Origin of the sequence: Achromobacter ruhlandii (genome assembly GCF_902859695.1) — a bacterium.
Taxonomy (GTDB): domain Bacteria; phylum Pseudomonadota; class Gammaproteobacteria; order Burkholderiales; family Burkholderiaceae_B; genus Achromobacter; species Achromobacter ruhlandii.
In genome coordinates this window covers 83,231-95,484 of the sequence record NZ_CADIJL010000002.1, presented here as the reverse complement: position 1 = coordinate 95,484, position 12,254 = coordinate 83,231, and the positions used below count along the sequence as shown (strand labels likewise).

13 protein-coding genes and 1 tRNA gene are annotated in these 12,254 nt (G+C 66.7%); 11 read left to right on the top strand and 3 right to left on the bottom strand.

Annotated features, from left to right (window positions below; all coding sequences use genetic code 11):
• Nucleotides 1-2: 2 nt before the first annotated feature.
• Nucleotides 3-1,463 (bottom strand): MFS transporter, encoded by a 1,461-nt coding sequence (locus tag HV742_RS02725; protein ID WP_100503598.1) that lies wholly within the window; start codon nt 1,461-1,463, stop codon nt 3-5.
• A 223-nt stretch (nt 1,464-1,686) separates the two neighbouring features.
• On the opposite strand from HV742_RS02725, the gene HV742_RS02720 reads away from it, so the two are divergent.
• The 4 genes from HV742_RS02720 (at nt 1,687) to HV742_RS02705 (ending at nt 3,691) form a co-directional block, all read left to right on the top strand.
• Nucleotides 1,687-2,076 carry a lysozyme inhibitor LprI family protein gene (locus HV742_RS02720; protein ID WP_053086043.1) on the top strand — a complete coding sequence of 130 codons (390 nt, stop codon included), beginning with the start codon at nt 1,687-1,689 and terminating at the stop codon, nt 2,074-2,076.
• 97 nt (nt 2,077-2,173) lie between these two features.
• On the top strand, nt 2,174-2,533 hold the full coding sequence (locus tag HV742_RS02715; protein WP_054415832.1) for a hypothetical protein: 360 nt from the start codon (nt 2,174-2,176) through the stop codon (nt 2,531-2,533).
• Nucleotides 2,534-2,547: 14 nt separating this feature from the next.
• Nucleotides 2,548-3,060, top strand: coding sequence for a hypothetical protein (locus tag HV742_RS02710; RefSeq protein WP_100503599.1), 513 nt, complete (start codon nt 2,548-2,550; stop codon nt 3,058-3,060).
• Nucleotides 3,061-3,148: 88 nt separating this feature from the next.
• Nucleotides 3,149-3,691, top strand: coding sequence for a hypothetical protein (locus HV742_RS02705; RefSeq protein ID WP_054415834.1), 543 nt, complete (start codon nt 3,149-3,151; stop codon nt 3,689-3,691).
• 84 nt (nt 3,692-3,775) lie between these two features.
• Here the strand turns inward: HV742_RS02705 and HV742_RS02700 are convergent, their stop codons facing one another.
• Both HV742_RS02700 and HV742_RS02695 read right to left on the bottom strand, forming a co-directional pair.
• On the bottom strand, nt 3,776-4,057 hold the full coding sequence (locus HV742_RS02700; RefSeq protein WP_082381316.1) for a hypothetical protein: 282 nt from the start codon (nt 4,055-4,057) through the stop codon (nt 3,776-3,778).
• Between the two features lie 255 nt (nt 4,058-4,312).
• Nucleotides 4,313-4,399 (bottom strand) — tRNA-Leu (locus tag HV742_RS02695).
• A gap of 47 nt (nt 4,400-4,446) precedes the next feature.
• On the opposite strand from HV742_RS02695, the gene dapC reads away from it, so the two are divergent.
• The 7 genes from dapC (at nt 4,447) to HV742_RS02660 (ending at nt 12,087) form a co-directional block, all read left to right on the top strand.
• Nucleotides 4,447-5,643, top strand: coding sequence for a succinyldiaminopimelate transaminase (gene dapC, locus HV742_RS02690; protein ID WP_175144410.1), 1,197 nt, complete (start codon nt 4,447-4,449; stop codon nt 5,641-5,643).
• 28 nt (nt 5,644-5,671) lie between these two features.
• A complete protein-coding gene (gene dapD, locus HV742_RS02685; protein ID WP_006386215.1) occupies nt 5,672-6,493 on the top strand; it encodes a 2,3,4,5-tetrahydropyridine-2,6-dicarboxylate N-succinyltransferase in 822 nt (273 codons plus the stop codon).
• Between the two features lie 87 nt (nt 6,494-6,580).
• A complete protein-coding gene (gene dapE / locus HV742_RS02680) occupies nt 6,581-7,708 on the top strand; it encodes a succinyl-diaminopimelate desuccinylase (RefSeq protein WP_175144409.1) in 1,128 nt (375 codons plus the stop codon).
• 10 nt (nt 7,709-7,718) lie between these two features.
• On the top strand, nt 7,719-8,615 hold the full coding sequence (gene prmB / locus HV742_RS02675; protein WP_175144408.1) for a 50S ribosomal protein L3 N(5)-glutamine methyltransferase: 897 nt from the start codon (nt 7,719-7,721) through the stop codon (nt 8,613-8,615).
• Entirely contained in the window at nt 8,612-10,546 is a 1,935-nt protein-coding gene (locus tag HV742_RS02670; RefSeq protein WP_100509190.1) for an ABC-F family ATP-binding cassette domain-containing protein, read from the top strand. Before prmB ends, HV742_RS02670 begins: the two co-directional genes overlap by 4 nt.
• Nucleotides 10,547-10,669: 123 nt before the next feature.
• Nucleotides 10,670-11,158 carry an RNA polymerase sigma factor gene (locus HV742_RS02665; protein ID WP_063568712.1) on the top strand — a complete coding sequence of 163 codons (489 nt, stop codon included), beginning with the start codon at nt 10,670-10,672 and terminating at the stop codon, nt 11,156-11,158.
• The gene (locus HV742_RS02660; protein WP_175144407.1) at nt 11,155-12,087 is read left to right on the top strand and encodes a FecR family protein; all 933 of its coding nucleotides are present in this window, start codon (nt 11,155-11,157) and stop codon (nt 12,085-12,087) included. The genes HV742_RS02665 and HV742_RS02660 overlap by 4 nt, the downstream gene beginning before the upstream one ends.
• Nucleotides 12,088-12,254: the final 167 nt, after the last annotated feature.

The window sequence follows — 12,254 nt, the reverse complement described above, 5'->3', positions numbered from 1 at the left end:
CCTCATCGTGCGGTTTTCCCCAGCGCCGGATCGAGCGCGGGCAGGTTCTCGTCACCCTTGAACTGCGGCGCGCCGGCTTCGTTGTCCGGATTGATGCCGCTGCGGGTGGGATCCCATTTGATGGCAAAGCAGATGATGCTGGCGGCCAGCGGCACGACCGACAGGATCAGGAAGGTCTTCTCCAGGCCATAGCTCTCGCGGAACAGCGGAAACACCAGCAGGCCGACCGCCGCCCCGATCGAGCCGAGCGCGCCGATGACCCCGTTGGCGCCGGCCCGCAGTTCGCCCCGGAACGACAGCGACGACAGGCTCTTGCCGTTGGCGCCCGGACCGCCGGAATGGAACAGGATGAACAGCGATGGCACCGCCACCGCCAGCCACAGCGGCATCCTGCCGTGGAAGGTGCCCAGGATCAGCAGCATCAGGAAGACCGCCGCGAATCCGAACGCCGAGGCGCGCCGCAGGCCGAGCTTGCGGCCGACGTAGGGCGACATGAAGCCGCCAAAGATGCCGAAGATGTTGAACACCAGCGCACCCACCGTGGCATAGACGAAGTCCTTGCCGAACAGTGCCGCGCTGATCAGCGGCAGATACCACCCCACCGCGAAGTACTGGATCGACTGGCCGATCTGCACGGTGGCGGCCAGGATCGTGCGCGGCAGGTACACGCCGCGGAAGATCAACAGCACGTTGGCCAGCCCGCGCCGCGCCTGGTTGGCCACCGGTACGCGTTCGCGCGGCGGCGCGGCCGTGAAGGACTGGCCGTAGATGCGGGTCATGGCCGCGGCCGCCTCGTCGACGCGCTCCTTGCGCGCCAGCCAGATCGGGCTCTCGACCATGTAGCGCAGCTGCAGCGCCAGAATGGTCAGCGCGAACACCGCCGTGGCCGCGACCGAATAGCGCCAGATCGCGTCGCCCACCTCCCAGGAGTGGAATAGCAGCGCCAGCAGCAGATTGGAGCAGACCGCCGTGTACCACATGCCCTGCCAGGTGTTCAGGCGGCTCTTGAGCCTGACGGGCGTGAATTCCGCCAGCACCGCCATCGCGATGGCGAAGTCGATGCCATAGGCCGCGCCAACGAAAAAACGGCCGGCCAGGATGACGTCGAACGACGGCGCGAACACCACCAGCAGCGCGCCGATCAGCGCCAGCAGCTTGGCGACGATCAGCGGTCGCATGCGCCCCCAGCGATCGGCCATCCAGCCACCGATGGGATTGAAGGCGATGGCCACCCAGGACGCGAAGGACGTCATCAGCGCCACCTGGGCCGCGCTCAGGCTCAGGTCGCGCGTCATGGGCCCCAGGCCCGCGCTGAGCGCGGAATTGGCGAATGCGTCCAGGAACAATCCGCCCAGGGCCAGCCACCAGATCAGCCCAGCCCGGCCGACGATGCCCGGGCGTGAATCGATATACGCGATGACATCATCGATGCCACGCAGCTTGACGGGTATTGATTGATGCACGGCAGTCTCCTCTTGGAATTATTTCTGTAAGAGGTCGACGCAGCGTGCGCGCGATAAAAGACCATCTTACAGATGGTCTTTTATCTAGATCTGTGCGAGTGACTTTATGGACTATCCAGGACAGTGTCAACCGGGAAAACACCAAGCCGCGACAGGCGGTATGCTTGCGCTGCGCGCCGCTTCCGGCGCGTCCGATCCTTCCACTTTTCGCCTTCGCGCCACCATGATCCGACATGCCCTCGCGCTCTCCCTGATGCTGTCTCCCGCCCTGGTCCTGGGCGCCTCCACGCCGGACTACATGGGCCAGTACGACCGCTGCCTGCGCGACGCGGGTGTCACCAACAATGGCACCGTCGGGGCCTGCGCGGAAGGCGTCTCGGCGGCCGCCAAGCGTGAAATCAACACGCTCTACGCCAGGATCCAGGCGCGCCTGGCCAACGAATACCCGGACGACGCCGTCAAGCTGGAACAGACCCAGAAGGCCTGGCTGGCCTACCGCAACGGCCATTGCGCGCTGGCCGGGTCGCACGTCGGTTCGCCCATGTACGAGTACTGCCCGATGCTGCTCAACATCAACCGCGCTGATGAACTGCGGGAACTGGCAGGCGACTGATTCTGGCGCGCTGGCGCTTGCCGTGCCTCGGAGACGTTGGTAACTTTGCCGTGCCCGGCCTCGCGTTCCTCGTTTTTCGCTTAGGACAGCGCCCATCATGACCATCGTCGTATACGCCGCCAACGCCCGCAGCCTTTGGGAAACCATCCAGGCTGACATCGTTCCCATCGGCGCCCGCGCCACGACCAGCGGCAACAGCTGGCGCAAGGACGACAGCGGCCGCGCCACCAAGATCTATCGCGCCACGCCCACCGGCCAGCATGACGAACGCGCCTACTTCGTCGGCACCGTGCGCACCGGCCAACTGATGCTGCTGGACCTGTTGCCCGGCAGCGAGGCGCTGACCTGGCCGCTGTTCGGCGCCTTGCACGGCCACCTGTCGGGGATGCTGCTGGCGACCTATCCCGACGCGATCCTGTCGCTGAACCTGTTTCCCAACAAGCCCACCGACGCATAAGAAAGAACCACGCTGTGCTGCTGTTATCCGTATATGTGCTGGCCGCCGTGTCGCTGGGCGTGCTGAGTTGGCGTATGTCGCGCCGACCCGACGGCAAGACGCACGGCGACATTGCCCGCTCGGCCGCCGCCGGGGCCGCCCTGTTCGCCGCGCTGGGCCCCCCGGTGGGCACCCTGATCTTCGCGCTGTTCCTGGCCATCGCCGCGAAGAGCCTGGAAACGCTGTTTACGTCCATGTTCCTGGTGATCTGGTCATACCTGTACGGCGGCGTGCCTGCGTTGCTGTGCGGCCTGGTGGCGGGCGCCTGCCGGCCCGCCGTCGTGACATGGCGCTCGTACTGCTGGCCGGGGCTGCTGGGCGGCCTCTATGCCTTCGTGTTCCTGGCGGGCTTCGCGGTGCGCGACAGCTCGCTCATCGAACTGGGCTTCCCGCTGTTCCTGGGTGGCTTGCCCGGACTGGTCAGCGGCGCGGTCTGCGCCCGGGTGTTCTACGGCAGACCGCAAGCCACGGCTGCCGCCCTCGCCTGATCAACGCCTGCTATTGCCCGTCCAGATCTCGCGCTGTACCGCCCCTATTTTTGTGCTACAAAACGAAACCAATAATAGGGAGAGGTACATGCTAAAGCTGTCTGCCGTTGTCGTCCTTGCACTGACGATCTCGGGTTGTTCGACGTTCGCCGTGCCCCGGTATTCGGCCGATGCCGAAACCGTATCGGCATTGCGTTCGATGGGCGAAGTCAAGGTGAATGTCGGCCCCTTCAACAATGGCCCCGGCGATCAGAGCAAGTCTGGCGTGCTGACCTGCCGCGCTTTCGGTCCCGTCAAGACGCCGAATGCCGAGGCGTATTCGGAATACGTCCGCAAAGCGCTCGTCAGTGAGCTTGTGATGGCAAATCTCTATGCCGAAAAAGCGCCAGTGGAACTCACCGGCACGCTCGACAAGCTCAACTTCAGTTCAAACAGTGGCAAATGGGTCAGCGCCCTGACATTGAGATCCAGCAACGGCAATTCGCTGTCGGTGGAAGACACCTACAAGTTCACCACCAGTTTCGTCGGCGAAACGGCCTGCACCCAGACGGCACTGGCGGGGCTCGGCGCGGTTCAGGAACTGATCAAGAAGGCGGTGCGCGACCCGGCGTTCCCCAAGCTCTTGAAGTAAGCACAAAAAAAAGCGGTGCACGCCCATCAAGCGCGCACCGCATGTGAAAAGCCCGTCATCTGACGGGCTTTTTCATATCCTGACTCAACCGCCGAAAGCGCGACGCAACCGTTCCATCTCGGCCCGGTTCAGGCGCTTGGCCTCTTCTTCCGCGTAATCCCGCTCGCCCACCTCGTACTTACCGTTGTAGAGGCAACTGTTGCGGCTTACCCGGCATTCAAGGCTGACACGCGACGAATCGGGACCGGAGCCCGGTGCCGCGGGCGAAGACCAGGGGTTGACGGGCGAGGAGGAGGAACAGCCAGACATGAGCGCGGCGAGCAACAACAGCGGGCCGCCGCGGCTAAGCAGTTGAATCGGAGACATTTACCCTCGCTCGACAAGAAAAGCTTCAGGCGTCTTTATAACAAGCATGGGAAATGCGGTATAGGCGCGAAAATACGGGGCCGGACTCGGAGCCGGCATCCCGCCGACATCCCTATCAACCCTCTGATTCATAAGGAAATCACCAAGATCCGCCATATGAAAAGACTCCCAAAATGAAAAGACCCCGAGACACACGGATGTCTCGGGGTCTTGGGATACTGCCGGCATGGCGCCGATTCAGTACCCGAATAGGGTTGGTGCGAAGGAGGGGACTCGAACCCCTACACCTGTTACGGCGTCAGGACCTAAACCTGGTGCGTCTACCAATTTCGCCACCTTCGCAATAGGCCAAGCCCGCTATTGTAGCTTGCTTGTTAAAATCTTGCGTCATGAATCCGCGCCTCGATGCCCTGCACCCCTACCCGTTCGAAAAACTGCGCGCCCTGCTGGCCTCGGCCACTGCGCAGCCGGACGGCCTGACGCCCATCAACCTGTCGATCGGCGAGCCCAAACACGCCGCGCCGGAACGCGTCGCGCAGGCCATCCGCGACAACCTTGGCGGACTGTCGGTGTACCCGTCGACCAAGGGCGATCCCGCACTGCGCCGGGCCATCGCCGACTGGCTGGCGCGGCGCTACAGCATCCCGGCGCCCGATGCCGAGACCCAGGTGCTGCCGGCGCTGGGCTCGCGCGAGGCCCTGTTCGCCTTCACCCAGACGGTGATCGATCCGTCGGCCGGATCGGTGGTGATCTGCCCCAACCCGTTCTACCAGATCTACGAAGGCGCCACCCTGCTGGCCGGCGCCACGCCCTACTACGTCAACGCCGACGCGCTGCGCAATTTCGCCTGCGACTGGAACCAGGTGCCGCAAGACATCTGGAAAAAGACCCGCCTGGTATTCGTCTGCTCGCCGGGCAACCCGGCCGGCAACGTCATGTCGCTGGACGAATGGAAGGACCTGTTCGCCCTGTCCGACCGCTACGGCTTCGTGATCGCCTCCGACGAGTGCTATTCCGAGATCTACCTGGACGAAGGCAATCCGCCGCTGGGCGGCCTGCAGGCGGCGCGCCGGCTGGGCCGCAACGACTACCGCAACCTGGTGGCGTTCTCCAGCCTGTCCAAGCGCTCGAACGTGCCGGGCCTGCGTTCGGGTTTCGTGGCGGGCGACGCCGCGCTGATCGGCCGCTTCCTGCGCTACCGCACGTATCATGGCAGCGCCATGAGCCCGCTGGTGTCGGCGGCCAGCATCGCCGCCTGGACCGACGAGGCCCACGTCAAGGACAACCGCCGCCTGTACCGCGAGAAATTCGAGGCCGTGCTGCCGATCCTGCAGAACGTGCTGGACGTGCAGCGTCCGCAGGCCTCGTTCTACCTGTGGGCAGCCACCCCGGGTTCGGATACCGCGTTCGCGCGCGACCTTTATGGCCGTACCGGTGTTACCGTGCTGCCGGGCAGTTTCCTGGCGCGCGAAGCGCACGGCGTGAATCCCGGGCAGGGGCGCATCCGCCTGGCCCTGGTGGCGCCTTTGGCCGACTGCGTACAGGCGGCCGAACGCATCGCCCATTTCGTACATACTTCCGTTTGATCAACCTTTTTTGAAAAGCTGAGCCGCTATGACTCTCGACCTCCAGACCACCATCGAAAAAGCCTGGGACGACCGGGCCAACCTGTCGCCTGTCGACGCCAGCGCCGAAGTGCGCGAAGCCGTCGAACACACGATCGACGGGCTGGACCTGGGCCGCCTGCGCGTGGCCGAGAAAATCAACGACGACTGGGTCGTGCACCAGTGGATCAAAAAGGCCGTGCTGCTGTCGTTCCGCCTGTACGACAACGCCATCATGGGCCAGGCCCCGCTGCAGTTCTACGACAAGGTGCCGCTCAAGTTCTCGGAATACGGCGACAACGCCTTCAAGCAAGGCGGCTACCGCGTGGTGCCGCCCGCCGTCGCCCGCCGCGGCGCCTTCATCGGCCGCAACGTGGTGCTGATGCCCTCGTACGTCAACATCGGCGCCTACGTCGATGAAGGCACCATGGTCGACACCTGGGCCACCGTCGGCTCGTGCGCCCAGATCGGCAAGAACGTCCACCTGTCCGGCGGCGTCGGCATCGGCGGCGTGCTCGAGCCGCTGCAGGCCAACCCCACCATCATCGAAGACAACTGCTTCATCGGCGCCCGCTCGGAAGTCGTGGAAGGCGTGATCGTCGAAGAGAACTCGGTGCTGGCCATGGGCGTGTACCTGTCGCAAAGCACCAAGATCTATGACCGCGCCACGGGCAAGGTCACCTACGGCCGCGTGCCGTCGGGTTCGGTGGTGGTGCCGGGTTCGCTGCCCTCGGCCGACGGCTCGCACAGCCTGGCCTGCGCCGTCATCGTCAAGCGTGTCGACGCGCAGACCCGCGCCAAGACCAGCATCAACGATCTGCTGAGGGCGTAAATGCGCACGACCGCACGGCCGCCCGAAGGGCGTGCACCCTCCCTTGGGGAGGCAGCCGCGCAGCGGCAGGAGGGCCAACCTCCCTCTGTGGTTCTGGATCTGGTCAAGGACCTGATCGCCCGTCCGTCGGTCACCCCGGCGGACGCCGATTGCCAGGCGACGCTGGCCGCGCGGCTGGCGCCGCTCGGCTTCACCTGCGAAACCATCGCCCAGGGCGGCGTCACCAACCTGTGGGCGCGCCGTGGCAACAGCGCGCCGCTGGTGGTCTTCGCCGGCCACACCGACGTGGTGCCCCCGGGCCCGCGCGAGAAGTGGGAAAGCGATCCGTTCGTGCCCACCGAGCGCGACGGCTACCTGTACGGCCGCGGCGCCGCCGACATGAAAAGCTCGATCGCGGCCTTCGTGGTGGCGGCCGAGGAATTCGTGGCCGCCAACCCGCGGCACGGCGGCTCGATCGCCCTGTTGATCACGTCGGACGAGGAAGGCCCGTCGATCGACGGCACCGCCATCGTCTGTGACGCGCTCAAGGCGCGCGGCGAGCAGATGGACTACTGCATCGTCGGCGAACCCACCTCGGGCGACGTGCTCGGCGACACCTGCAAGAACGGCCGCCGCGGCTCGCTGTCGGGCACGTTGACGGTCAAGGGCATCCAGGGCCACGTGGCCTACCCGCACCTGGCGCGCAATCCGGTGCACCAGCTGGCGCCGGCGCTGGCCGAGATCGTCGCGATCGAATGGGACCAGGGCAACGAGTACTTCCCGCCGACCACGTTCCAGGTCTCGAACCTGAACTCGGGCACGGGCGCCACCAACGTGGTGCCGGGCGAGGCGGTGGCGCTGTTCAACTTCCGCTTCTCCACCGCCAGCACGCCGGAAGGCCTGAAGGCGCGGGTGCACGAAGTGCTGGACCGCCATGGCCTGGAATACACGCTGGACTGGGAACTGGGCGGCGAGCCCTTCCTGACCCCGCGCGGTTCGCTGACCGATGCGCTGGTGCAGGCCATCCAGGCCGAGACCGGCGTGACGGCCGAGCTGTCGACCACCGGCGGCACGTCCGATGGCCGCTTCATCGCCAAGATCTGCCCCCAAGTCATCGAGTTCGGCCCCTGCAACGCCACGATCCACAAGGTCAACGAGCGTATCGAGCTGGCCTCGCTGGATCCGCTGAAAAACATCTATCGGCGCACGCTGGAAAACCTCCTGCCCGCCGAATAAAAAGCCTCTCATGTATCAATCCGCCCGCCAAGAACTGCTGACCCTGCGCGACCTGATCCGCTACGGCGTATCGCGCCTGAACGCCGCCCAGGTGGCGCTGGGGCACGGCAGCGACAACGCCTGGGACGAGACGGTCTATCTGGTCCTGCACGCGCTGCACCTGCCGCTGGACACGCTGGAGCCCTTTCTGGACGCCCGCGTGCTCACCGAGGAACGCAACCGTGTGCTGGAGCTGATCGACCGCCGTGTCACCGAGCGCGTGCCGGCCGCGTATCTCACCAACGAGGCCTGGCTGCGCGGGCATCGCTTCTACGTGGACGCGCGCGTCATCGTGCCGCGCTCGCCCATCGCGGAGCTGCTGGACGAAGGCCTGTCGCCCTGGGTGCAGGACGCGCAGGCCGTCGACAGCGTGCTGGACATGTGCACCGGCTCGGGCTGCCTGGCGATCCTGTCGGCGCTGGCCTTCCCTTATGCCCAGGTGGACGCCGTCGACGTGTCGCCCGACGCGCTCGAGGTCGCGCGCCGCAACGTCGACGACTACGGCCTGGCCGACCGGCTGGCGCTGCACCAGAGCGATCTGTTCGACAACCTGCCCGAACGCCAGTACGACGTGATCGTCTGCAACCCGCCCTACGTCAACAGCGGCTCGATGGACGTGCTGCCGCAGGAATACCGCCACGAGCCGCACCTGGCCCTGGCCGGCGGCGCCGACGGCATGGATCTGGTGCGCCGCATCCTGCAGGCCGCGCCGCGTTACCTGTCGGAAAACGGCGTGCTGGTGCTGGAGATCGGCCACGAGCGCGATTTCTTCGAAGCCGCCTTCCCTGAGCTGTCGCCGGTGTGGCTGGATACGGAAGCAGCGTCCGACCAGTTGCTGTTGCTGACCCGCGAGCAGTTGACGACGTGATCCGCGCCTCTGGATTGACCCTGCGTCGCGGCACCAAGGTGCTGCTGGACGACGCCGAATTCGTGGTGCACCCGGGCGAACGCGTCGGCATCGTCGGCAAGAACGGCGCCGGCAAGTCGTCGCTGTTCGCGCTGCTGACCGGCGCGCTGGACCTGGACGCCGGCAACCTGGCGCTGCCGGCCGGCTGGCGCATCGCCAGCGTCGAACAGGAACTGCACGCCGACGACCGCCCCGCGCGCGAATTCGTCATCGACGGCGACACGCCGCTGCGCGCGCTGCAGGCGCGCCGCGCCGAACTCACCGACGACCAGGGCACGCAGATCGCCGAGGTCGAAGCGGCGCTGGTGGAGGCCGGCGCCTGGAGCGCGGCCTCCCGCGCCGAACAGCTGCTGGCCGGCCTGGGCTTCAAGCCGGCCGAATGGAGCCAGCCGGTGGCGAGCTTCTCCGGCGGCTGGCGCATGCGCCTGGCGCTGGCGCGAGCGCTGATGGCGCCGTCCGAACTGCTGCTGCTGGACGAGCCCACCAACCACCTGGACCTGGACGCCATGCTGTGGCTGGAGAAATGGCTGGCCGCCTATCCCGGCACCGTCATGCTGATCTCCCACGACACCGAGTTCCTGGACGCGGTGGCCAAGTCCATCCTGCATTTCGATCACGCCAAGCTGGTGCGCTACCGCGGCGGCTACGGCGACTTCCTGACGCAGCGCGCCGAGCGCCTGCGCCAGACCAACATCGCCTACGAACGCCAGACGCGCGAAGCCGCGCGCCTGCAGGGCTTCATCGACCGCTTCAAGGCCAAGGCCTCCAAGGCCAAGCAGGCCCAGAGCCGGGTCAAGGCGCTGGCCCGCATGCAGGTGCTGGCGCCGCTGCACGCCGAGGCCGGCATCGACATCCGCATCCCCTCGCCCGAGCAAGTGCCGGATCCGCTGCTGACGCTGGAGCACCTGTCGGCCGGCTACACCGACGCGGCCGGCAATGAGGTGCCGATCCTGCGCGACGTGACGCTGATGGTGCGCGCCGGCAGCCGCGTCGGCGTGCTGGGCGCCAACGGCGCCGGCAAGAGCACGCTGATCAAGACCCTGGCCGAGGAACTGCCGGTGCAGGCCGGTGAACGCCGCGCCTCGCGCGGGCTGGCGATCGGCTACTTCCACCAGCACCAGCTCGACATGCTGGACGTGGACAGCACGCCGCTGGCCCACCTGGCGCGGTTGTCGCCGGAAACGCGCGAGCAGGAGCTGCGCAACTATCTGGGCGGCTTCGGCTTCTCGGGCGACACGGTCAACAGCAAGGTCGGGCCAATGTCGGGCGGCGAAAAGGCTCGCCTGGCGCTGTCGCTGATCGTGTGGCAGAAGCCCAACCTGCTGTTGCTGGACGAGCCCAGCAACCACCTGGACGTCGAGACGCGCGAGGCCCTGGCCGCCGCGCTGGCCGAGTTTGGCGGCAGCATGCTGCTGGTCTCGCACGATCGCCATCTGCTGCGCACCACCGTGGACAGCTTCTGGATCGTGGCCGACGGCGCCGTGCGCGAATTCGACGGCGACCTGGAGGACTATCGCGACTGGCTCGCCGCCCGCAACGCCGGCGAACGCGCCGAGGCCGCCCGCGAAAACGCCGAGAACGGCGAGGCCGTGGTCGACCGCAAGGCGCAACGCCGCGCCGAGGCCGAGCAGCGTCAGCGCCTGTCGGCGCTGCGCAAGCCGCTGGAAGCCAAGCTCGCCAAGGTCGAGACCGAGATGGAGAAACTACGCGTCAAGCTGCAGGCGCTGGACGGCGTCATCGCCGACCCGGACCTGTATTCCGACGCGCGCCGCGCCGAACGCCAGAAGGTCATGGCCGAGCACGGCGAACACGGCAAGCGCCTGGAAACGCTGGAAGAACAGTGGCTCGAACTGCAGGGCTCGCTGGAAGAAATCGAGCAGGGCGAAGCCTGAGCCGCGGGCGGACGGCTGGCGCCGTCCGCCTTTTCCCTTGGGTCGCAACACTCAATAACAATAATAATTATCATTTATAATTTGTCGCGAATCTGACTCTATCTGGCGCGAGGCGTCAGCGACATGTCTTCGCTTACCGACGTATTTCTCCGGCACTATCGCGAAGTGCTGGGCTTTCTGGCCATGCGCACCGGCTCGCGCGACGTGGCCCAGGACTGCGCCCAGGACACGTGGATCAAGCTGGCCGAGTTCCAGGACAAGACCCTGCCGGACAACCACCGGGCCTATGTCTTCCGCGTGGCGGCCAACATCGCCACCGACTGGCACCGCCGCCGGGGACGCGAACTGAACCTGGCCGCCGACTATGCCGCCGCGCAACCGCCCGCCTTCGAGGCCGACACGCTGGAGGTGGCCTCGGCCAACCAACTGCTGCGGCGGCTCGAAACCGCCCTGCTGCGCCAGCCGCGCCGCAGCCTCGACGTCTTCGTCCTGCATCGCCACGAAGGCCTGACCTACCGCGCCATCGCCGAACGCTTCGCCATCTCGGTCAGCGCGGTCGAAAAGCACATGATGCGTATCCTGCTGGCCTGCGACCAGGCGCTGTCGGCGTGAGCAAGACCGCCGCCCGCGGCAACGCCACGTCCGCCGACGAGCAGGCCTCGCGCTGGGTCATCCGGCACAGCGGCCAGCCCCTGGACGCGCAGGCGCAGGCGGAATTCGACGCCTGGTACCAGGCCGACCCCCGCCATGCGGCCGCCTTTGACCGCCTGGCGCGCGTGTGGCGCCGCATGGGCGAGATCGACCGTGGCAAGCTGGCGGCACGCCCGCCTCGCAAGCGCCGCACCCTGCTGACACTGGCCGTCGTCACCGCCACTGGCATGGCCCTCTATTCCCTGCGCGACTTCCAGCCCGGCGCTGACTACGCCAGCGGCACGCAACCGCTGCGCGTCGCCCTGCCCGACGGTTCCCGCGCGATCCTTGATGCGCATTCGGCCATCGCCGTGGACTTCAGGCCGGGCAAGCGCGAGGTGCGCCTGCTGTCTGGCCAGGCCCTGTTCGAAGCCACGCCCCGCGGCGCCGATGGCCCCGCCTTCACGGTCGTCACGGCCAACGCCAGCGCCACGGCCCTGGGCACGCGCTACACGGTCGCACGCGACGACGACGCGACCCGCATCACCGTCTACACGCACCAGGTGGCGGTGCAATGCCTGGCCTGCGCCGACGCGCAAGCGCGGATCCTGGAACCCGGCCAACGCATCGCCGTCACCCCCGCCGGCATGGTCCTCGCACCGGCGCCGCGCGAATCCGCGCCCGCCTGGAGCGAAGGGCTGCTGGCCTTCAACGACACCGCGCTGCCCGAGGCGGCCGCGCAGCTGGCGCGCTACACCGGCAAGCGCATCGTGGTGATGGGCGAGCTGGCGCGCGGCACCCGCGTCTCCGGCACGGCCGGCATCGCCGATCCCAAGCGCGCGCTCGATCTGCTGCTGGCGCAGACCAAGGTCCGCATCACCGACCTGCCCGGCCTGCTGATCCTGCGCTGAGGGCTTGCCCTCGCAGGCCTGGCGAGACCGGCGCAGTCTCCATCGCAGACATCGCCAGTTCGGCAAGATCCTCTTTTCCAGCTTGTCCCGCGCTCGGTGCCGCTGCCTTCACGCGTCTTCAATCGTCGGTATTTTCAATTGGTAAATAAGAATCAATATAAATTATT

Excerpts from the sequence above, each read along its gene's own strand:
- HV742_RS02720 (WP_053086043.1), top strand. The coding sequence starts at position 1,687 with ATGATCCGACATGCCCTCGCGCTCTCCCTGATGCTGTCTCCCGCCCTG.
- HV742_RS02715 (WP_054415832.1), top strand. The coding sequence starts at position 2,174 with ATGACCATCGTCGTATACGCCGCCAACGCCCGCAGCCTTTGGGAAACC.
- HV742_RS02705 (WP_054415834.1), top strand. The coding sequence starts at position 3,149 with ATGCTAAAGCTGTCTGCCGTTGTCGTCCTTGCACTGACGATCTCGGGT.
- HV742_RS02700 (WP_082381316.1), bottom strand. The coding sequence starts at position 4,057 with ATGTCTCCGATTCAACTGCTTAGCCGCGGCGGCCCGCTGTTGTTGCTC.
- dapC (WP_175144410.1), top strand. The coding sequence starts at position 4,447 with ATGAATCCGCGCCTCGATGCCCTGCACCCCTACCCGTTCGAAAAACTG.
- dapD (WP_006386215.1), top strand. The coding sequence starts at position 5,672 with ATGACTCTCGACCTCCAGACCACCATCGAAAAAGCCTGGGACGACCGG.
- prmB (WP_175144408.1), top strand. The coding sequence starts at position 7,719 with ATGTATCAATCCGCCCGCCAAGAACTGCTGACCCTGCGCGACCTGATC.
- HV742_RS02665 (WP_063568712.1), top strand. The coding sequence starts at position 10,670 with ATGTCTTCGCTTACCGACGTATTTCTCCGGCACTATCGCGAAGTGCTG.